Genomic DNA, 20,095 nt, shown 5'->3' with positions numbered 1-20,095 from the left:
GAGCTACGAGAGACCCAAGAGGCGCGAGTGACGCGAGTGACGCGGGAGAATCCCCTACGGATCGTCGTGGTCGACGACCACACGGTGATGCGGGCCGGGGTCGTGGCCCTGCTGGCCGCCGAGCCCACGATCGAGATCGTCGGCGAGGCGGGCGACGGCCGGGAGGCGATCGGCCTGGTCGAGCGGCTGGAGCCGGACGTCGCGCTGATCGACCTGCGGATGCCCGTCCTGGACGGCGCGAGCGCCACCGCCGAAATCCTCGCCGGCCGGCCCCGCACCCGGGTCCTGATCCTCACCACGTACGACACCGACGAGGAGATCGAGCGCGCGGTCGAGGCGGGCGCGATCGGTTATCTGCTCAAGGACACCACCCGCGAGCAGCTCGTCGAGGCCATCCACTCCGCCGCGCGCGGCGAGACCGTACTGGCGCCACGTGTCGCGCAACGGCTGGTGGCCAAGATGCGCCGACCCGCGCCGCCGGCCCTGACCGCACGGGAGATCGACGTGCTGAACGCGGTCGCCGACGGACTGTCCAACGTCGAGATCGGCCGCCGGCTGGTGATCGCGGAGGCCACGGTCAAGACCCACCTGCTGCGGGTCTTCGCCAAGCTCGACGTCAGCGACCGCACCCACGCGGTGGTCGTGGCTCTGGAGCGCGGCCTTCTGCGGGGCCTGCGACACTGAAGAGTGCCCGGGTGATCTTCTCGGCCGGATCCCCCCCGGCCCGGCCCGGGAGCATGCCGGACATCGCGCCCCGAGCGGGGAGTGAGGCGGCCGTCTCGGGGTAGCCGAGCCTCCGTAGGGTGGCGCGCGCATCCTGTCAGGGCCTGTGGCGCTCGTAGGAAGGGGTCTGCCATGGCGTTGGTCGTGTCCGCTTCGAGGATGGGCCGCGAGAAGGGTCATGAGGAGGCGCGGAGGCACGCCCGGGCCGCCGCCCCGGAGGCAGTCGAATCCGGCGGGCAGACGCTGACCATGGGCGTGGAGGAGGAGTACCTCCTGGTCGACCGGCACAGCCGGGCACCGGTGGGCCGTGGGCCACGCGTGATCAGGGCGATGGAGGCGGCGGGCTGTCGCCCGCAGGCAGAATTCTTCACCGCGCAGGTCGAGGTCTGCACCGACCCCACGGCGAGCACCAGCAGGCTGAGGGCGGAACTGGCACAGCTCCGCGCCACGGCGGCGGCGGCGGCGGCCGAGGAGGACTGCCTGATCGTGGCTTCCGGGACGTCACCGCTGCCGCCCGCGGACCCGCTCGAAGTGACGCCGGGCGAGCGATACCTGAAAATGGCCGCGCGCTACGCCGGCACCGTCGGGCCGTACGAAGACAACGTGGTGTGCGGCTGTCACGTCCACATCGGCTCGCTGCACCGGTGGCAGGCGCTGGGACTGAGCAACGGGATGCGGCCCTGGCTGCCGGTACTGCAGAGCCTCGCCGTGAACTCCCCGTTCGCCCACGGGCGGGACACCGGGTACGCGAGCTGGCGTGCCGTCGAACACGCCCGCTGGCCCACCGTGGGACCCGCGCCGCTGCTGGACGAGCCGGGCTACGAGCGCCTCGCCACGGCACTCGTCCAGGACGGAACCCTCCTGGACCGGGGGATGATCTACTGGTACGCCCGGCCCTCCGAGCACGTGCCGACGCTGGAGATCCGCGTCGCCGATGTCAACGCCGAGCTCGATGTCGTCGTCCTCCTCGCGGCGCTGGCACGAGGGCTGGCCTCCGCGCTCCTCGTCGACGTCGCTGACGGGCGCCCGCCGCCCGCAGTCACCGACAGTGCCTTGCGAGAGGCCCACCGGCGCTCCGCCGTCCACGGCCTGGAGGGCGACGGCCTCGACCCGGTCAGCGGGCTCTCCGTCTCCCCTTGGCGGCGCATCGACGATCTCCTCGCCCTCGCCGCGCCGGGTCTGGAAGCGGCAGGAGACATGCACCTCGCCGAAACACTCCTCGGCCGGCTCCGGACCCGGGGCACGGGAGCCGTCCGCCAGCGCGCCGCCCACGAGCACCGCCGACGGCTCCGCGACGTGGTCGACCACCTGGCCCGCACCGCGTGCCCCTGACCCACGGCCGGACGGCGAGGCCGGCTGGAGCGGCGTAATCTTCGCTGCGGGGCGTCATGCCCGCCTGAACGGAACCGGGGTGCCGGATGGCAGTGGATGCGTACGGGACGGCAGACGGCGGCGCCGGTCCGCGATTCACCGCGGACATGCGATGGAGCGGCCGTACGGCGGTGGTCGTCCTGGCCGGGGAGCTGGACCACGACAACCCCGAGCCGCTGCGCGAGGCGCTCGCGACGTCCCTGGAGCAGGGCGCCGAGCGGATCGTGGTGGACTGCGGGCGCCTGACGTTCTGCGATTCGACCGGGCTCAACATCCTGTTGAAGGGGCGGCTGGACGCGTGCCAGGCGGGCAGTTCCCTGGAGCTCGCCGCGCTGCCGCCGATGGTGGCCCGCATGTTCGACATCACCGGAGCGAAGGCCGTGTTCACCGTACACACCGGGTTGCAGGACGCGCTGAGCGAGGAACAGGAGCGCCCGTGAGAGCGTTTCGGAGCGGAGCATGAGCGAGCGGATGCTCCCGGGGGGCCAGACGAGACGGCTCGGCCTGTACGACACCACCTCGGTGGTCGGGCGCTGCCGCGCCTTCTGCCGCAAGGCCCTGGAGGACTGGGCATGGCCCGGCCCGTCGGACAGGACCGGGCTCACCGACGAGGAACGGGACACGGCGGTGGAGGACGTCCTGCTGCTCGTGTCGGAGGCGGTGACCAATGCCAGCCTGCACGCGGGCGGGCCTACGGAACTGGTGGTCCGGCTCGGCCCGGCGGACGCGCGGGTCCCGGGCCGTGCCGGGGACCTGCGCATAGAGGTCAGCGACAGGAGCACGGAGCTCCCGAGACCCAGGACGACGGGCTCGGCGGAGCTGCCGGGCGGCCACGGGCTGATCGTGCTGAACCGGCTTGCCCGGCGCTGGGGAGTGACGCTCCGGGAGAGCGGCAAGTCCGTCTGGATCGAGGTGGCGCCGCCGGTGCCGTCGGCGGCCCGGAGGCACTGACGTCGGGCGCCGCCGGCAGCACCGGCTGTGGCGCGCATCCCACCCGCCGACGCTACGCTCGGAAATGGCTGGGAAAGGATGATGGCCATGTGTCGCTGGCTCGCTTACTCCGGTTCTCCGATGCTGCTCGACGCGGTTCTCTACCGCCCGGAGCACTCGCTGATCAATCAGAGCCTGCGCGCGCGAATGGGCGTGGAATCCATCAACGGAGACGGCTTCGGCCTCGGCTGGTACAGCACGGAGGGCGACGGCACACCGGCGGTTTTCCGTGATATCGGTCCCGCCTGGAACAATCGCAATCTGATGGAGCTGGCGGCACACGTCCGCTCGCGGTTGTTCTTCGCCCATGTCCGCGCATCCACGGGGTCGGCCATCCAGCAGACGAATTGCCACCCGTTCCGGCACGGCCGCTGGCTGTGGATGCACAATGGCGCGATCGCCGACTTCCCCCGGCTCCAGCGGGACCTGTGCATGGCCGTCGATCCCGCCCTCTTCCCGTCCATCGAGGGCTCGACCGACTCGGAGGTGATGTTCTACCTCGCGGTCACCTTCGGCCTCGATCAGGACGTCCCGGGCGCGGTGGCCCGTATGGCGGGCCTGGTGGAGCGGCTCGGCAAGGAGCACGGGGTGGAGAATCCGCTCCAAATGACGATCGCGGTGAGCGACGGCGAACGCGTGTGGGCTTTCCGGTATTCGAGCCAGGGAAAGTCCCGGTCGCTTTTCTACAGCAGTAAAGCCGAGATGGTACGGCAGCTGCATCCGGATCTGGATTTCCTGCGCGAGGCATCCGACGAGACCAGGCTGGTGGTGTCCGAGCCCCTCGGTGACCTGCACGGTGTGTGGAACGAACTGCCCGAGGGAAGTTACGCGGTCGTTCCTTCCGGTGCGTCGGCGGACTATTTCCCGTTCGTCCCGGAAATCCATCCAGGTGATCCGCTCGTCACCGCGGGCGCCTGGAGGGGTTGATCACTCCTCGATGGCTCCGCCGTTCCGCCGCAGGTGCCGGCGGAAGGTGTACGAGGGGTCGGCCTCGCGCAGCACCAGGAAGGCATCGAAGTCCGTCTGGCTGCGCAAGGTCTCGCCCGCCCGAATCCTGCGGGCCTGCTCACGCTCGATCTCCCGGATCCGTCGCGCCGTCTCCACCACGTGCTCGACGTGTTCGCCGGCGATGAACAGCACGCCGTCGGCGTCGCCGAAGACGAAGTCCTGACCGTCCACCAGGTGCGGCCCGAACCGGGCGGTGACCAGCGCCTCGGGCTCGCGTTCGTCCAGCCGCACCGGACCGGAGGGACAGCTGCCGTAGCTGAACACCGGGAGGTGGATCTCGGCCAACTCCGGTGTGTCGCGGTGCAGCCCCCACACCACCAGGCCCGCCAGGCCGGCCGCCTCGGCTTCCAGTACGGCAAGATCACCCACGCACGCCTCGTCCGACCGGCCGCCGTTGTCAATGACCAGGACGTCGCCCGGCTCGGCCCGGCCGTACACCTCCAGGAACGCGTCCACGCTCCCGTAGTGGCGCACCGGAAGCGCGCGCCCGGCGAGCAGTTGCCAGGGCACGACCGGGCTGATGCCGGGCGGAGCGACGCGCAGCGGAGTACCGGTACGTACGCAGGCATCGGCCATGAGCGGCGTGGACAGGTCGGTGAAGGCCGGCATGGCCGTCTCCCCTTCTCGCGTAGGCACGGCTTCGATCAAGAACTTCCCTCATGGTGCCCTGCGGACGGGCACGGTTGCCGCCATCGGCACCGCCCCCGCCGCGTCGGCGGCCCCGGCCGCGCCGCCCGCGCCCACCGCGTACAACTGTTCCACCGGCTGGTTCTACCGGATCCGCTCCTTCAAGCCCCGGTGACCATTCCCGGTTGAATCGCTTTTCCGCGGCGGGGTGGGCTGCGGGGTGCCCTGGAGTGCCAGCGCGGTGAGCACGACCACCGCGCCGGTCCAGCCCAGGGGCGCGACCGAGGACGGCGAGCCGGCCCCGTTCACCGTTTCGGGGAGCTCGCCCAGCCCGTTCCGCTTGGACAGCACCCAGTCCAGCACCCTGCCCGCCTTCGCCTGCTCGCCCGTACTGGACCAAGCGAGGGCGAAGAAGGAGGTGCTGGCCGTCCAGGCGTACGAACCCCAGCTGAAATCCGGGTCGTTGCCGGGTGAGACGCCGCCGTTGGGCAGCAGCAGCGCCCGGTAGGTGGAGTCCAGTGCCTCGCCGAGCCCGGGTGGGGAGGCGTTGAACGGGGGCGCCATGAACGCCACCGCGGTGTCCCGGCCGTGCTTGCCGTCCACGGTCCGCTGGTACCCCAGCGGAGCGAAGGCGGCGGTGATACCGGCGGACAGCCGCCGGGCCGCGTCCGCCCAGCGCTCCGCGTCCCCGTCCATGCCCAGCCGGGCGGCCAGGTCGGCCGAGGCGTTGAGCCCGGCCAGCAGGGGAGCCGCGGTACCGATGTTGGCGGTCGAGGTGTCCAGCTCCCAGTAGTCCGGGGACGCCGGCGGCAGTCCGTCGGAGCCCAGCGACCGCGCGGCGTAGTCGGCCGCGTTCCGTACCATGGGGTAGAGGGCGCGCAGCCGTTCGTCCCGCCCGGCGGGCGGCGCCGCCTGATACCACTGCCAAGTGGCCCACGGCACCCAGCCGTTGCCGTCGAGCTGCCACTTCCGCGCGTCCGGCGGGCCGCTCCCGTCCAGCTTGGTACGGGCCTCCCAGGTGCCGTCCGCCCGCTGGGTGCGCGCGTCGTAGCCCAGGATCCGGTACGCCTCCTCGTCGTGCCCGGTGGCGGCGAACGCGGCCGCGGCGAACGCGCCGTCCCGGGGCCAGGAGTACTCCCAGGCCGGCGACCACCCCGCCGCGAAGGCGCCGTTGGGCTTCAGCAGCGCCCGCATCGACAGCAGGGCGCGCTGCGTCGCGGCCCGCTGCGCCGCGGTCGCCCCCGGCACCTTGCCGGCGGCCAGCCACGCGCGGCTCTCGTTGACCTGCGCCAGGGCGCCCGGGTCGTCCGCCGCGACCACCGCGGACGCCGAGGCCCCGTCGGGCAGGTACCGCCACCGGCCGGACGGCAGGCGCAGCACATTGCTCCCCTCGACGTAGGAGGCGCCCACGGCGAAGGAGGGCAGGACGGCCTCGGTGCCCACCCGGTTGGTCAGCAGTCCCGACGTACGGGCCGCGAGCGCGGCGGCGGGTACGTAGCAGGGCTCGCTCTCCCCGCAGCGCTCGCTGCCGGCGGGATTGACGTGGAAGGCCAGCCGGGAGGCGTCGGCGTGCCAGCCGCCCCAGTACGCCCTGTCGTAGTTCCAGCTGGTGAGGGAGCCTGGTACGGACCGCACCGTGCCGTACCAGGCGATCGGTTCGCTCTCCGCGGTGGTCGCCTGGACGTGCAGGAAGTACGTGGTGCCCGGGGTGACGGCGGCGCTGAGCGGGAATTCGACCCAGCCCGCGCCGGCGCCGCCCAGGGCGGCGAGGTCCAGGGTCTTCGAGGCGATCGCCGACCCCGCGTCCGCGCGGACCCGGCGGACCTGGGCGGTCACGGTGCCGGTCGCGGCCCCACTGCCCAGCCAGACGCTCACCCGGGAGAGCCGGGTGCCGTCCACCGTGAACGCCTGGGCCGCCGCGTTGTCGGTGGACTTCACGCTGAACAGCGCGGTCTCGTGGCCGGCCTGCCCGTCGTAGGGCACGGCGGCCGCGGCCGACGCGGCTCGTTCGGCTCGCTCGGCCTGTTCGGCCAGTTCGGCTTGCTCGGCTTCGGGGAGCGCGGACGGACCACCCGTCAGCGCCAAGGAGAGCAGGGCGGGCAGCAGAGTCCTCGCGAACGCCATCGGATACAGGGCCCTTCCTCCTCGACGGGCGCGCGGGCGGGAGGGTGCCAGGGCGCCGAAAGCTGGACCCACCATGCAGACATCCGGCCTCGGAGGAGCGGAGTCGGCACGTTTTTCGCCGGATTGGGCCGTACTGACATCCGATCGTGTGACAGCGCATGGTCCGACGGCGCGGGCGCGGGCGCAGGCGCGGGGCGCGCCCCGGCGCGTGATCCGCCGACTTCTCTACCCGAGGACGGTCACGGGGGCGTTCTCGGTGATCAGCGAGGAAATGGCCGCGACGGGCGGCCACGACCACTGGCCGGCGCGCACCAGGAGGGACGTGTGGCGGGTACCCGCGAGCGGGTCGAGGGGCCGGAAGGCGACGTCCGTGCGGTCCCTTTCGATGCCTGATGCGGCGAGCACGGCCACTCCGAGGCCCGCTCCGACGAGGCTGTTCACCAGGTGAAGGCTGTCCATGCGGTGCGCGATGCGCGGGGTGAATCCGGCGATCGCGCACACCCGCTGGACGAGCTCGTCGTCATCGGTGCCGCGGGAGTTGGCGATCCATCCCGCCCCGGCGAACTCGCGCAGCTCGCTCAGGGCGACGGGCCGGCCGGCGTCCGGGTGGTGGGCGGGGACGGCCAGGTAGAGCGGCTGCACGTCGAACAGGCGGGCGCTGAGTTCTCGCGGGACCGTCCGCGGGACCAGGCTGTAGTGGTAGACCACGCCGAGGTCGATGGCGCCCGAGCGCACGAGGTCGATGGTGGTGTCCGGCTCGTGCTCGTACGTCTCGACCTCGATCCGCGGATACGCCGCCCGCAGCCGGGCCAGCATGGGCAGCACCACCGGTTCGACGGCGGTGAAGAAGCTCGCGAGCCGCACCCGCCCCGAGGGCTCGGCCTCGCCGCTCAGCGCCGCCCGCGCTTCCTCCACGGCGGCGAGGATGCCGACCGCGTGCTCGACCAGGCGCTCGCCCGCCGGCGTCAGCCGGACCCGCCGTCCCACGGGCCGCAGCAGCTGTGTCCCGACCTCCGTCTCCAGCACGGCGAGGTGTTTGGAGACGGCGGAGGTCCCGTACCCCGTGCTTTCGGCGACCGCCGCCATGGTGCCCAAGCGGTCCAGCTCGACGAGCAGCCGCAGCCGGCCGAGGTCCGGAAGGGGGCGCATGTCCTGTGTCGGCGGCATGACGCAATCATCCACTCATAGTGGCCATTGGGTCCACTATCAGCCCGTGGACAGAATGTAACGCCGACCGGTCAAATGTCCGAGTGAACACCTCCGCCACCCCGGCCGCGCCTGTCGTGTCAGCTCCGTTCGCCGCTCCGGCCACCGCATCGGTCGCTGCTCCCGCCGCCGCTCCGTTCGCCGCTCCGGCCGCCGCCACCCTCCGCGGCCCCGGCCCGCGCCGGCTGCCCGGGACGGTGCTCCTCCTCGCCGCCATGCTGGTGCTGCACACCGGCGGAGCCCTGGCGACCGAGCTGTTCGACACCCTCGGTCCCGCCGGGACGACCTGGCTGCGCCTCTCCTTCGCGGCGGTGTTCCTGCTCGCCTTCACCGGCCGGTCCCTGTGGCGGGTGGTCCGGGCGGCCTCGCGTACCGACCTCCTCACCACCGTGGCCCTGGGCGCCGTCAGCGCCGGGATGATGCTGCTGTTCTCGGAATCCGCCGCCCGGCTGCCCCTGGGTACGGCAACGGCGCTGGAGTTCCTCGGACCGCTGGCCGTGGCCGTCGCCGGCTCCCGCCGGCGCGGGGAGCTGGCCTGGCTGGCTCTGGCCGCGGCGGGCGTCCTGCTCCTCACCTCGCCCTGGACGGGTACGGCGAGTCTCGCCGGAGTCCTCTTCGGCCTGGGTTCGGCCGCCTGCTGGGCGATGTACGTCATCGGCACCGAGCACGTCGGCAGCAGGTTCTCGGCGCAGCACGGCCTGGCGCTCTCCCTCGCGGTCGCCGCCGTCGTCGCCGCGCCCTTCGGGGCGCCCGGTGCCTTCGCGCACGTCGGCTGGGAGGTGCTCGCGGCCGCGGCGGGCATCGCCGTCCTGATGCCGCTGGTTCCGTTCCTGCTGGAGATGAAGGCCCTCCAGCGCATGACCAAGACCACCTACGGCACCCTGGCCGGGCTCGAACCGGCGGTGAGCCTGCTGGCGGGCATGGTCCTCATAGCCCAGACCCCGACCGCCTCGCAGGCCGCCGGCACCGCACTCGTCGTCATGGCGGGCATCGGAGCCGCCCGCGCGGAGACGCGCCGCTAGACAGGTTCGCTCACCGAACTGATCAACTAGGGTGGGCCCGTGACGCTGCCGCGCGACTACCAAGGCCAATCCTGCGCGCTCTCCCGCGCCATGGAGGTCATCGGCGAGCGCTGGACGCTCCTCATCGTCCGCGACGCCTTCTTCGGCGTCCGCCGCTTCCGCGACTTCGCCGCCCATCTCGGCACCCCCCGCGCCGTCCTGGCCGACCGGCTCGCGGGCCTCACCGAGTCCGGTGTACTGGCCCGCGTACCCCCGGACGGTCAGCGCGCGGTGTACGCACTCACGCCCAAAGGGATCGGGCTCTGGCCCGCCGTCCGCGCCCTGTCCGGCTGGGGGGACGAACACCACCCCGCCCCCGGCGGCCCGCGCCGGATCTTCCGCCACGCCGACGACGACGCCCCCGTCGCCCCCGACGGCCGCTGCACCGGGTGTGGCCGGGCCGTCGACACGGCGGACCTCCTGGTCACCCCCGGCCCGGGCCTCCCACCGCCCGCCCCGGACGACGATCCCGTCACCGCCGCCCTCCACCGGCCGCACCGGCTGCTCCAGCCGCTGCCCCTCACGAAAGGCACCCCCGCATGAGGATCCTGACAGTCGGCGCCGGCGCGGCCGGCGGCTACTTCGGCGCCCGCCTCGCCCACGCCGGGCAGGACGTCACCTTCCTGGTCCGCCCGGCGCGGGCCGCCGCCCTGCGCGCCCGAGGACTGCGCGTCTCCGGGATGGGGGAGGACCTGCGGCTCACCCCGCAGCTCGTCACCGCCGATGAGCTGAAGCCGGCGTTCGACCTCGTCCTGCTCTCGGTGAAATCCACCGCCCTGGCGGCGGCCACCCGGGACCTCGCTCCGGCCGTCGGACCCGGAACGGCGATCGTCCCGCTGCTCAACGGCCTGGCCCATCTCGACCACCTCGCCGACCGGTTCGGGGACGAAGCGGTGCTCGGCGGAGTCGCCAAGGTGGTCACCACCTTGGACGAGCACGGCACCATCGTACGGATGGCCCCGCCATCGGCGCTGCTCACCGGTGAGCGCGACGGCCGGCCCTCCGAGCGGGTGGACGCCATACGGGCCGTGCTGGCCGGGGCGGGGATCGACACCCCCCAGGTCCCCGACATCGTCGCCGCGATGTGGCACAAGTGGGTCTTCATCACCGCGCTGGCCGCCGCGAGCTGCCTCGCGCGGGGCTCGGTGGGGGAGTTCAACGCCGTCCCCGGCGGCTCCGGACTCGGCCCCGCGGTCCTCGCCGAAGCCGCCGCGGTCTCGGCCGCCGCCGGATATCCCGTACCGGACGCCGAACTCGCCGCCACGGCTGGCACGTTGACAACTCCCGGTTCTCCGTTGACCCCCTCGCTGTACCGCGACCTGATCGCCGGATACCCCACCGAGGTCGAGCACGTCTTCGGCGACCTGACGGCCCGCGCCCGCGCCCTGTCCGTCCCGACCCCGCTGCTCGACCTGGTCACACTCCAACTGAGGGTTCACCAACGGCGGGTGTCCCCCACCGCGTAGCGGGCCACTCAGCCTCGCCGGCGAGGCTGGAACCGAGGGGGCGACTCAACGGCCCCTTCGCTGCGGGCCGTGCCCGCCCGGCAGCAGTCGTCCGCGGACAGAGATCAACTACGCTGGCCGTCGCGTGCCCACCAGTGCTCGTGTCCGCGACGCAGGGGCCGGCGCGCTCACGACCACTTGGGGGGAAGCGGTGCCCGTAGCGGCTGCGCACACACGAGAAGTCCGGCCGCCGCGGATACCGCAGCTCGACGCCCTGCGCGGCTTCGCGCTCGCGGGCATCCTGCTGGTGAACGCGCTGATGATGGCCAACCCGTACGGCCTCGGAGCCGTGGACGACCCGGACGCCTCCACCCTCGACAGCACGGTCGAGGGTTTCATCCAGGCCTTTGTGGTCGGCAAGTTCTATCTCCTGTTCTCGTTCCTCTTCGGCTACAGCTTCACCCTCCAGCTGGCCTCGGCCGAACGCGACGGCGCCCGGCCCGTGCCCCGGCAGCTGCGCCGCTCGCTCGGCCTGTTCGTCCTCGGGGCCCTGCACGCCGTGCTGTTGTACGTCGGGGACATCCTCATGACGTACGCGGTACTGAGTCTGGTCCTGATCGCCGCCCGCAACTGCTCACCGGGCGCGGCCTGGCGCGCCGCCCGGATCGTGTACGGCTGCCTGAGCGCCCTCCTCCTTCTCGGCGGGCTGCTCTCCCTGGTCGAGTCGGAGGCCGAGGCGGCCGACGCGGAGACCGAGCTGGCGGCCGGATTCCCCGCACTGGTCGCCGGCTACCGCGGCGATGCGGCGTCCGTCGTGCGCGCCAACATCGGCCAGCTGCCCGACGCGCTCCTCGCCACCGTGCTGATGGGCGGTTTCGTGCTGGCCGCCTTCCTCGTCGGGGTCCACTGCGGAAAGCGACGCCTGCTCGGCGACATGGAAGCCCACCGCGCGCGGCTTCGGCGCATCGCTCTCCTCGGAGCCGCCACGGGCCTGCCGGGCGGAGTCTTCATGGCGCTGGCCGTCAGCGGCCCGCTCGGGCGTCGGTGGTCGCTGTTCGGCCAACTGGTGGGAGTGGTCACCGCGCCCGCCCTCACCGCCGCGTACGTCTGCGGGATGCTCCTGCTCATGGACACCTCCCGCGGCGCGCGCGTGGCCGCTCTCCTCGGCCCGGCCGGCCGGATGGCCCTGACGAACTACCTGAGCCAGTCCTTGATCGGCGCCCTCGTCTTCACCGGCTACGGTCTCGCGCTGTACGACCGCCTCGGCCCGGCCGTGGTCGTACTCGGGGCACTTGTGCTGTACGCCGCCCAACTCGCGCTCAGCGCACGGCTGATGGCCCGCTTTCGGTACGGCCCGGTGGAATGGCTGCTGCGGGCGGTGACACTGGCCCGGCTCCCGCACAGCCGCCACGCCCGTTCGTCGGCCACGATGCGAGGCTGAAGCCGACGCGGCCGACCGCCGGCCCGGGCCCGCGGCCCTTCGTGGTACTGCCGTATCAAGATCGTGGTACCGTCGTATCACGAAGAACGGATCCTCCCGGAGGTGCCACCGTGTCCGAGAACACGACCCGAACCCGCGCCCGAGCCCGACGCGACATCGGCCGCTACGTCAACGACACCTTGCGCGACCGCTACTTCGCCGCCTGCGACGCGCTCTTCGCGATGGGCGCCCCGATCCGCTCGGAGACGGACGTGGAGACGAGCTTCGGCACCACGCACGTCTACCGCTTCGGCCCCGCGGACCCCGCAGCCGAGTCCCGTACGCCCGTCGTCCTGATCCACGGCTCCGGTGGCTGCTCCGCGATGTGGTACCCCAACACCCCCGCGCTCAGCGCCGAACGGCCCGTCTACGCGCTCGACACCCCAGGCGACCCCGGCCGCAGCATCCACCGCGAACCCATGTGGCAGCCCGAGCGCGCGGCCCAGTGGCTCGACGAGGCCCTCGAAGCACTCGGCCTCGACCGGGTCCACCTCGTAGGCTCCTCCTACGGCGGCTGGCTGGTCATCAACCAGGTGCACCGCCGGCCCGGCCGGATCGCCTCGGTCACCGCCCTCGACCCCGGCGGCCTGGAGAAGGTGGGCCTGCGCTTCTTCGTCTGGATCTTCGCCAGCCTCTTCGCGACCTTCGCCCCCAAGGCGCTGCGCCCGCGCCTGGCCTCCTGGCTGGAGCAGCCCGTACTCGTCGTCCCGGAACTGCGCACGTGGATCCAGGCGGGAGTCCGGGCCTTCCGGATACGGCGGCCCGCGCCGCTGCCGCTGGCCGAGGACGCGCTGCGCTCCATTCGGACGCCGTTCTACCTCATCATGGGCAGGCGCAGCCTGCTCGTACACCCGAAGCGGCAGCTGGAGCGCGTGCCCCGCCTGATACCGGGCGCCCGCGCCGAGATCGTCGCCGCGACCGGTCACGGACCGCAGATCGACCACCCCGACCTCATCAACGCGCGGATGCTGAGCTTCATGGAGGACGTCGACTCCCTCGACCCGGCAGGATCCCGCGGCGCGGTGGACGCGTAACCCGTAACCCGTAACGCGCTACGGGCAAGGCGCAGGCTGCCTGACTCCGCCGGACACGTGTGGTCCGCCCGGGATCTTCCGGCGGGCGGACCACACGATGCCGTCGAGCTCTCGGATCAGGTGTTGATGCAGGTGTTGCCGGCCGCGGGGTTGAGCAGGCCGATGATGTTGATGGTGTTGCCGCAAATGTTGATCGGCAGATGGATCGGCGCCTGGACGACGTTGCCCGAAAGGACGCCGGGTGAGCCGAAGGCGACGCCTTCGGCGTGGGCGTCGGCAACAGCGGCCCCGGTGCCGCCGAGGATGCCGGCCGCGGCCAGAACGGTGGCGGCGATCGCAGTTCGAATGCGCATGTCTCTCCCTGAGCTGATGACCGAACGTCGGACCCCACGATCACACCCGCCGCAGAGGGCACAGGGCGCCATTCACCCGGCCACCGGCGCGTCGGCCCGAACGGCCCATCAGCGATCGACGGCGCGCGCCCGCCGGGCGACGCCCGTTCCGGGTTACACCACGGCGACCGGTGCGATCACAGGACGGGCGAAGTCGGCTGGTACGGGCGTGGCCTGAGTGCTCATCAGGTCGCCGTGCTCCACCGTCCCGGTCCCGGAGACATCGACGTGGGCACGGATCTGGTAGGCGCCGCCGGGGCCGAGATCGGGGAGCTCCACGCCGAAGGGGATACGGCCACCCGGGGTCAGCTCCACACCCGTCTGGACCTGTGACCCGATCACCGTGGAGGGCGCGTCGGCCCGGGAGACGTCACGTACCTCCACCAGAACGGTGGCGGCCCGGCCCGCGGGCGCGTCGGGCGGCAGGGACACGAAACCCGTCACGGTGTGCGTCATCCCGCCCTGCCCGCCGACGAAGACACCGCACCCGCTCGCCGAGGCTCTCGGCCGTCGAGACGGGACAGGAGCGCGGCGACCTCCTCGGTGATCGGCAGTCCCGTGCGCTCCTCCACGAACAGCCACTGTCCGGCCGGGTTGACCTCGAAGAAGACGTACTCCCCTCCGGGACGCCGACGCAGGTCGATCGCGCCGTACACCAGCCCGAGGCTGCGCATGAAGCACAGGAGCTGGCGGGTGAGGGCCGGGGGAAGCGTGACCCGTCGTACGCGCGCCTCGTCGACCACCATCCGCATGTCCACCGGGTAGCTGGTCCGGGAGGCATCGATCTCGGCGGCGAAGACACGATCGCCCACGATGGTCACCCGGAGATCCGCCCCGGGCACGAACTCCTGGAAGATCACGGGAGCGTAGCGCACGGCATCCAGGGCAGCCAGGTCCTCGGTGCGCACGAGCCGGGTCTCGCGCCATGCGGTGGCCGAGGCGATGAAGGCCTTGAAGACGGTGCGGCCGACGCCCACCTCCTCGATGAAACGGCGGGCTCTCTCGGGCTGGTTGGTGACGAGGGTGCGCGGCAGGGTGAGCCCCGTACGCCGAGCCATTTCCCATTGGTAGGGCTTTCGGTGCGCGATCTCGTCCATCGCGGGCGGATTGACCCAGGTGCACGGGAGGGAGTGGAACAGGCCGTGCAGCGCCTGACCGGTCTCGCTGATCGCGAAGCTCTGGTCGTGAGCGGTCGCCAGAGCCCGGTCGACGGTGAAGGGGCGCACGCGCCGCCACCAGGCGACGCGGCACCGGTCGAGCGGGGTGTGAGCCGTCGGTGTCGAGAGCGTGTGAACGGGGTTCCCGTCCGCGGTGTAGTCGAGGCTGATCCCGCCGCGCGCGGGGAAGTCGGCGAGGTCGATACGGACCACCTCGCGGCCGTCCGCCTCCAGGCGGCCGACGACCGCGAGGGCGTGGTCCTCGTCGTACGAGACGACCAGGATCATCGGGGCTGCCCGGGACCGCCCGGGAGCCGGCCGCTCAGCTGGCCGCTCAGCTGGGCGAGAAGGCTGCTGTGGCTGGCCGCCACGGCGGCCAGCTCCTGCTGCATCGCGCCGATGACCGCGCTGAGCTGGCGGACCTGCTCGGTGAGTCCGTCGGTCTGACCGGCCAGGGCCGGCGACTGGTGCGGTGTGGCCAGGACGAACGGCATGCCGACCGGCTGGGGGAACGGCTGGGGGAACGGAAAGGTGTCCAGGGCGGGATGCTTGTGGGGCAGGTCCTGTACCGGGTCCTTGGGGATCTCCTTGACCGTCGTGTCGACGATCGGATCCTTGGGCATCTCCTTGAACGTGGGCGGCGGTTGAACGCCCGCGTACATCATGTGGACGCCGTCGATGTCGCCCTGCGAGAGCCCGGTGCGCTGGCCCATCACCACGCCCTCGGGCAGCGGATGGCGCGGGACGATCGTGGGCCGGTTCGGATCGATCGCGAAGGCCGTGGCCGGATAGTGCATGACCGAACCGAAGTCGTACGGCCCCAGGTCGTCGCCGTCGGCGATGTGCTGCACGAAGTTGTGCTGCATGTCCGGGGCGACGTTCGTGAAATCGATCGTGACGTGCTGGTCGCGGTCCTCGCGGCTCTGCTCGTGCCACAGACCCACCGCGTGGCCGATCTCGTGGATGGTATTGCCGGTGGTGCAGTTGGTTCCCAGGGTGATGGCCTGCATGCCGCCCCGTCTGCCGACGTGCGAGGAACACCCGCCGCCCGGGACGAAGCGTACGAAATCCGGGAACTGCGCGGCGTTGGCGGGCGTCCGCTCCACGCAGCGGATGCGGGTACGGGACTGCCAGTGGGCGATGGCGTCCGTGACGCGCTGCGGGTTGGGAAGGGCAGGGTCGATCTCGAACGGCACGGTCGCGTTCGGCCAGCGCAACTGCCGCCCCGCCACCACGGCCGAGACCCCGACGGATTCGAGCAGGGACCCCCGGGCGGCCCGGTCCTCCACCTCCCGCACGGTGCCGAGGACGATGTCCCCCTCGAACACCGCCATGCCGTCCACCTCGGCGTACTGGACACCCTTGCCCTGGAAACTCACGCCGTCGACCAGCGCGGTGCCCGCGATCGGTCCCGACCGGAGCTCCCCGCTTCCGTTCGACGATGTACGGGAGGCCGCGGCCCGGCGCGGCGAGGCTTGCTTCCGGGTAGGGGCCGTCTTCTGGGCTGCCTTCTTCTTCGTCGCCGCCGTCTTCTTCGTTCGGCGATCGGGTTCCGCTGGGCCGGCGCTCATGAGTCACCTTCGCTGCAGGGGATGGAAGTGGTCGGGCGAGTACGTCGCCATCCCATGTGTTCCACGTCCCGCCGGTGATCTAGTACGTCCATTCGGGTCGGCGGAGGCGGCGGCGCAAGCGGCCGGGGGAGCGGGTGCGGGTGTGGTGGTCGAGTTCCTCCATGAGGCGCTGGGAGCGCTTGTCCACCCCCAGTTCGTCGAGGACCCGGTCGAGCTCGGCGAGCAGCGCCCCGTGCAACTGCCACTGGGCAGGGTTCTCGCCGACGCCGGCCAGCAGCAGGTCCGCGAGCCGGTCACGGTGCGCCCGGGCCACGGCCAGCTCCCCGATCAGGCGGGCCTCCGCCTCTTCCGCGTTGGCGCTGACCTGCGCGGTGATCAGCTGGGCGAAGCTCTCCACGGCGACGGCCGTGTGATCGAACACCTGCCGAAGCGCGGTCGCGGTCTCGCCCGCGAAGAGCGGTCCGCCGGAGCGGGCCTTCGCCAGGTCGGTCAGCGTCCGGCAGACCACGCGGAGCACCACCGCGCAGATCTCCAGGGTGTCCAGGCCGGTACGCAGGACCAGCCGGAAGAGCAGTCCCTCCTTGACCCGCGGATTGAAGCGGAGGCTGTCCTCGGCCTGCCGGAGGGCCGCGTCGACCTGCGCGATGTCGTTGTCGAGCCGGCGCGCCTCGTGCAGCCGGGCCGCGGCCCGCTCCACCTTGGCGGGCCCAAGGGGGTCCTCCTCACCGAGGTGGTTCAGCAGCCGGCTCATGCGCCCGGCGAGGTCGGCGATCGCGGCACCCGCCGGGCCCACCCACAGGGGCGGCGCGACGAGCAGGTTGACCAACAGCCCGACCACCGCGCCGATCAGCGTCTCCAGGACCCGGTCCCAGGCGGTGTTCGCGACCTGGGTGACACCGAGGACGAGCATCGCGCTGATCGCGACCTCGGGGACGAACTCGTCGACCCGGACCAGGTGGCCCACCACCAGGGAGGCCAGGATGAGCAGGCCGAGGCTCCACCAGGTGAGGCCTACCAGCACGCTGAATCCGATCGCGATCAGGACGCCGACGACCACGGAGTTCACCCTGCGGATACTGGTGGTCAACGTGGAGTAGAGGGTGACCTGTACGACGAGCAGGGCGGTCAGCGGTGCGGTCAGCGGGTTCGGCTCGCTGCTCAGGCGCAGCGCGACGACGTAGCTGATGACGGCCGCGGCGGTGGAGCGCACGGCCTGCACCGCGACCGGCTCGCGGCGCCGGTGGGCGATACGGGTGGCGAAGCTACGGATCATTTCCGGCATACCAGCGCGCATTCCCCGGCCGGCTGCGGGTGACGCGGTGCGGGCGGATTTCCCCTCCTCAAACGTTCCGTCTGGCCGTTCGCGGCCCCGCCGGCGGGGCCGGCCGTCACTGCCCGCACAGGGCGGTGTCGAGGAGAGCGTCGGCGTTCGTAAAGCCGTTCGAGGTGGGTGCCCGGTCGGCGGTCACGGCGATGGTGGCGGCGCGGCCGTCGTCGGTGACACCGGGCACCGTGTGGTACCCGGGGATGTCGCCGCCGTGCCCCCACATCAGGCCGCCGCAGCTCAGTGGCGTGCTGATCACACCGAGCCCGTACCGGGTCCCGGCCCCCGTGCCGGGACCGTCGTCGGGGATCTTGACGGTGGTGCGCATCTCGGCGAGCTCTTCGGGGCGCAGGAGCTCGCCGCCGATCAGGGCGGAGAAGAAGCGGTTGAGGTCGCCGGGGGTGGAGATCAGCTGCCCGGCGGCCCAGCCCCAGGAGGGGTCGATCTCCGTGATGTCGTCCAGTGCCGCTCCGGGCCCGGAGGCGTGGTAGCCCCGGGGGTGGACTTCCCGGATGCCCTGTTCGCCCACACCGGGGAAGTAGGTGTGGCGCAGCCCGACGCGGTCGATGACCCGCTTCGTGATCTGCTCGGCGACCGGGCGGCCGGTGACCTTCTCGATGAGCAGGCCGGCGACGACGTAGTTGGTGTTGCTGTACGACCAGCTGGTTCCGGGGGCGAAGTCCGCCTTCCGGGACAGCGCCAGGTCCAGCAGCTCGCGGGGCTGGTAGTAGGTGTGGCGGCCCTTGCCGAAGACGGCATCGAGCATGGAGTCGGTGTAGTTGGGCAGTCCGCTGGTGTGCTGGAGCAGCTGGCGCACCGTGATGTCGCGGCCGTCGATGCCGTCTCCGCGCACCAGGCCGGGCAGGTACCGCTCGATGGGCGCGTCGAGATCGACCGTGCCCTCGCCGACCAGTTGCAGGACGACCGTGGCGGTGAACGTCTTGGTGTTGCTGCCCGCCCGCACCTGCCCGTCCACGGGAACCTTCGCCCCGGTCCTCAAGTCCGCGACGCCCGCGGTGTAGTGACGGGTGCGCCCGTCACGGCCGACGGTGGCGGCCAGGGCGGCGGGAAACCGGTCGTCGGTCACCAGCCGCTCCAGCCCCTGGCGTACGGCATCGCGCGGGCCGTGGGCGTCGTGGGCCTGCGCCGCCGACGCGGGCAGCGTGCCGGCGGCGGTCAGGGCGGCGGCCGTCATCGCCATCGCGGCGACTGCCCGTCGCAGCCCGGACGTTGTCACGGCATTTCGTACGGTGCGTGAATCGTGTGATCGCATGCCCCGAGACTAGGAAGCGGATCTGGCCCGGAACATCGCCCGCGGGCACGAGGACCCGGGTCCTGCCCCGACGCCCTCGACCAGTACCCCGGTCCCCCCAGGGGCTACGGCCGGGTGGCGGTGACCAGGTAGTAGTCCAGGATCCGCTGCTCCCAGGCGGCAAGGAAGTTCCGGGGCCAAGAGCCCGGCTTCCAGAGGCGGGCGAGCCAGCGGTCCCAGCCGGGCCAGACCTGTGCGCCGATCGAGCGGGCCCGGACGTCGATGAGACCGGCGTCGGCGAGAGCGTCGGTGAGCCCGGAGACGGGCCGGGCGATGTCCAGGCCGCTGGCGAAGGAGTCGAGGAGTCCGGCGAGCCGCTCTGCCTGCGGGGGAGTGCCCTCGACGGTGAAGAAGCTGGCGACCGCCACCCGCCCGCCCGGCCGCAGGACCCGCGCCGTCTCCCGGGCGAACGCGTCCAGGTCCGGGAAGTGCTGGGCCGCCTCGACGCTGTACAGGCAGTCGAACTCCCCGTCGCCGAACGGCAGGCTCTCGGCGGCTCCCTGGACGAAGCGCAGCCGCCGCGGCCGTGTTTCAAGGAGCGGGGCGTTGACGTCCCGGGCCCGCTGGAGCTGCTGGGGATGGATGTCCACCCCGGTGATGTCCGCGGGCCGGTACTCCTCCAGGGCGAGCGCGCAGCCGACGCCGAGACCGCAGCCGATCTCCACGGCCCGGCCGCCCCCGGGGGCGGCGGCGTCGAGGACGTGCCGGTAGAGGTCCCGCTCGCTGCGGACCCGGTCGCTCTGCGACAGCGGGCGTTCGAGATCGACGGCCTTCCAGTAGCCGAAGTTGATGAACCCTCCGGCGAACACGGGAACGGCACTGAGATCGGCCGGCCCGTACGTCTCCCACACCGCGGGCCGCACGACCGGAGCGGACTGCTGCCGAGGCTCACCTGTCAACGCCCCACCACCTCCGGGTCAACGCACCTGAATGCCCGCGCCGTAGGGCTTGCCGCCGCTGTAGCAGGTGGCGGTGCTGGTGGCGCCGACACGGTCCCACGTGGGGTCGTACACGGTGTAGTCCTGCTGGAGGAACCGGTCACACCTGGTGTAGACACGGAACTCGCCGGTGCCATTGGTACACGTACCGGCGGCGGTGGTGCTCGACTGGTACCAGGTACGGCAGTCGTACGCGTCGGCCGACGCGGGGCTCCCGACGGCAACCGTCAGGGCGGCGCCCAGGACAACCGAGCTGAGCAGGGAAAGTACGCGTTTCATCGTCGCCCCCCGACGAGGAGGAAGGTGCCTCGGTCTACGCGAGCGGGCGCCCA

At 72.1% G+C, this 20,095-nt stretch carries 22 protein-coding genes; 11 read left to right on the top strand and 11 right to left on the bottom strand.

Annotation, left to right across the window (positions count from 1 at the left end; genetic code table 11):
• Positions 1 to 27: 27 nt before the first annotated feature.
• From MTF65_RS03740 to MTF65_RS03720, 5 genes are all read left to right on the top strand, one after another.
• The gene (locus tag MTF65_RS03740; RefSeq protein WP_308407097.1) at positions 28 to 684 is read left to right on the top strand and encodes a response regulator transcription factor; all 657 of its coding nucleotides are present in this window, start codon (positions 28 to 30) and stop codon (positions 682 to 684) included.
• Positions 685 to 855: 171 nt separating this feature from the next.
• Positions 856 to 2,055 (top strand): YbdK family carboxylate-amine ligase, encoded by a 1,200-nt coding sequence (locus MTF65_RS03735; RefSeq protein ID WP_243626745.1) that lies wholly within the window; start codon positions 856 to 858, stop codon positions 2,053 to 2,055.
• Between the two features lie 86 nt (positions 2,056 to 2,141).
• Positions 2,142 to 2,534: an STAS domain-containing protein gene (locus MTF65_RS03730; RefSeq protein ID WP_243626744.1), complete on the top strand. Its 393-nt coding sequence runs from the start codon at positions 2,142 to 2,144 to the stop codon at positions 2,532 to 2,534.
• Positions 2,535 to 2,553: 19 nt separating this feature from the next.
• Positions 2,554 to 3,045, top strand: a complete 492-nt coding sequence (locus tag MTF65_RS03725) for an ATP-binding protein (protein ID WP_243626743.1) — start codon at positions 2,554 to 2,556, stop codon at positions 3,043 to 3,045.
• Between the two features lie 87 nt (positions 3,046 to 3,132).
• A complete protein-coding gene (locus MTF65_RS03720) occupies positions 3,133 to 4,011 on the top strand; it encodes a class II glutamine amidotransferase (RefSeq protein ID WP_243626742.1) in 879 nt (292 codons plus the stop codon).
• On the opposite strand, the gene MTF65_RS03715 is transcribed toward MTF65_RS03720, so the two are convergent.
• A complete protein-coding gene (locus MTF65_RS03715) occupies positions 4,012 to 4,701 on the bottom strand; it encodes an RraA family protein (RefSeq protein ID WP_243626741.1) in 690 nt (229 codons plus the stop codon).
• Here MTF65_RS03715 and MTF65_RS03710 point away from each other — a divergent pair.
• Positions 4,700 to 4,894, top strand: coding sequence for a hypothetical protein (locus MTF65_RS03710; RefSeq protein WP_243626740.1), 195 nt, complete (start codon positions 4,700 to 4,702; stop codon positions 4,892 to 4,894). The two genes, MTF65_RS03715 and MTF65_RS03710, sit on opposite strands and share 2 nt — an antisense overlap.
• On the opposite strand, the gene MTF65_RS03705 is transcribed toward MTF65_RS03710, so the two are convergent.
• Positions 4,864 to 6,843: a hypothetical protein gene (locus MTF65_RS03705; RefSeq protein WP_243626739.1), complete on the bottom strand. Its 1,980-nt coding sequence runs from the start codon at positions 6,841 to 6,843 to the stop codon at positions 4,864 to 4,866. The two genes, MTF65_RS03710 and MTF65_RS03705, sit on opposite strands and share 31 nt — an antisense overlap.
• A gap of 225 nt (positions 6,844 to 7,068) precedes the next feature.
• Positions 7,069 to 8,010, bottom strand: a complete 942-nt coding sequence (locus MTF65_RS03700; protein WP_243626738.1) for a LysR family transcriptional regulator — start codon at positions 8,008 to 8,010, stop codon at positions 7,069 to 7,071.
• An 83-nt stretch (positions 8,011 to 8,093) separates the two neighbouring features.
• Here MTF65_RS03700 and MTF65_RS03695 point away from each other — a divergent pair, with 83 nt between their 5' ends.
• The 5 genes from MTF65_RS03695 (at position 8,094) to MTF65_RS03675 (ending at position 13,069) form a co-directional block, all read left to right on the top strand.
• Positions 8,094 to 9,071, top strand: coding sequence for a DMT family transporter (locus MTF65_RS03695; RefSeq protein WP_243626737.1), 978 nt, complete (start codon positions 8,094 to 8,096; stop codon positions 9,069 to 9,071).
• A 39-nt stretch (positions 9,072 to 9,110) separates the two neighbouring features.
• A complete protein-coding gene (locus MTF65_RS03690) occupies positions 9,111 to 9,653 on the top strand; it encodes a helix-turn-helix domain-containing protein (RefSeq protein ID WP_243626736.1) in 543 nt (180 codons plus the stop codon).
• A complete protein-coding gene (locus tag MTF65_RS03685) occupies positions 9,650 to 10,576 on the top strand; it encodes a 2-dehydropantoate 2-reductase (RefSeq protein WP_243626735.1) in 927 nt (308 codons plus the stop codon). Before MTF65_RS03690 ends, MTF65_RS03685 begins: the two co-directional genes overlap by 4 nt.
• A 190-nt stretch (positions 10,577 to 10,766) precedes the next feature.
• Positions 10,767 to 11,996: a DUF418 domain-containing protein gene (locus MTF65_RS03680; protein WP_243626734.1), complete on the top strand. Its 1,230-nt coding sequence runs from the start codon at positions 10,767 to 10,769 to the stop codon at positions 11,994 to 11,996.
• Positions 11,997 to 12,106: 110 nt separating this feature from the next.
• Positions 12,107 to 13,069, top strand: coding sequence for an alpha/beta fold hydrolase (locus MTF65_RS03675; protein WP_243626733.1), 963 nt, complete (start codon positions 12,107 to 12,109; stop codon positions 13,067 to 13,069).
• 116 nt (positions 13,070 to 13,185) lie between these two features.
• On the opposite strand, the gene MTF65_RS03670 is transcribed toward MTF65_RS03675, so the two are convergent.
• The 8 genes from MTF65_RS03670 to MTF65_RS03635 form a co-directional block, all read right to left on the bottom strand.
• Entirely contained in the window at positions 13,186 to 13,422 is a 237-nt protein-coding gene (locus MTF65_RS03670; protein ID WP_243626732.1) for a chaplin, read from the bottom strand.
• Positions 13,423 to 13,575: 153 nt separating this feature from the next.
• Positions 13,576 to 13,917 (bottom strand): YbaY family lipoprotein, encoded by a 342-nt coding sequence (locus tag MTF65_RS03665; RefSeq protein WP_243626731.1) that lies wholly within the window; start codon positions 13,915 to 13,917, stop codon positions 13,576 to 13,578.
• Positions 13,914 to 14,906 (bottom strand): MvdC/MvdD family ATP grasp protein, encoded by a 993-nt coding sequence (locus tag MTF65_RS03660; RefSeq protein ID WP_243626730.1) that lies wholly within the window; start codon positions 14,904 to 14,906, stop codon positions 13,914 to 13,916. Before MTF65_RS03660 ends, MTF65_RS03665 begins: the two co-directional genes overlap by 4 nt.
• On the bottom strand, positions 14,903 to 16,189 hold the full coding sequence (legP, locus tag MTF65_RS03655; protein WP_243626729.1) for a Dot/Icm T4SS effector Zinc-dependent metalloprotease LegP: 1,287 nt from the start codon (positions 16,187 to 16,189) through the stop codon (positions 14,903 to 14,905). Before legP ends, MTF65_RS03660 begins: the two co-directional genes overlap by 4 nt.
• Positions 16,190 to 16,268: 79 nt before the next feature.
• A complete protein-coding gene (locus tag MTF65_RS03650) occupies positions 16,269 to 17,471 on the bottom strand; it encodes an aromatic acid exporter family protein (protein WP_243626728.1) in 1,203 nt (400 codons plus the stop codon).
• A gap of 106 nt (positions 17,472 to 17,577) precedes the next feature.
• The gene (locus MTF65_RS03645) at positions 17,578 to 18,786 is read right to left on the bottom strand and encodes a serine hydrolase domain-containing protein (RefSeq protein WP_374207147.1); all 1,209 of its coding nucleotides are present in this window, start codon (positions 18,784 to 18,786) and stop codon (positions 17,578 to 17,580) included.
• 104 nt (positions 18,787 to 18,890) lie between these two features.
• Positions 18,891 to 19,724, bottom strand: coding sequence for a class I SAM-dependent methyltransferase (locus MTF65_RS03640; RefSeq protein ID WP_243626727.1), 834 nt, complete (start codon positions 19,722 to 19,724; stop codon positions 18,891 to 18,893).
• Positions 19,725 to 19,742: 18 nt separating this feature from the next.
• A complete protein-coding gene (locus MTF65_RS03635; RefSeq protein ID WP_243626726.1) occupies positions 19,743 to 20,042 on the bottom strand; it encodes a hypothetical protein in 300 nt (99 codons plus the stop codon).
• Positions 20,043 to 20,095: the final 53 nt, after the last annotated feature.

Origin of the sequence: Streptomyces sp. APSN-46.1 (assembly GCF_022815725.1) — a bacterium.
In the GTDB taxonomy this organism is placed as follows: Bacteria; Actinomycetota; Actinomycetes; order Streptomycetales; family Streptomycetaceae; genus Streptomyces.
This window is presented reverse-complemented; position numbering and strand designations above follow the sequence as displayed.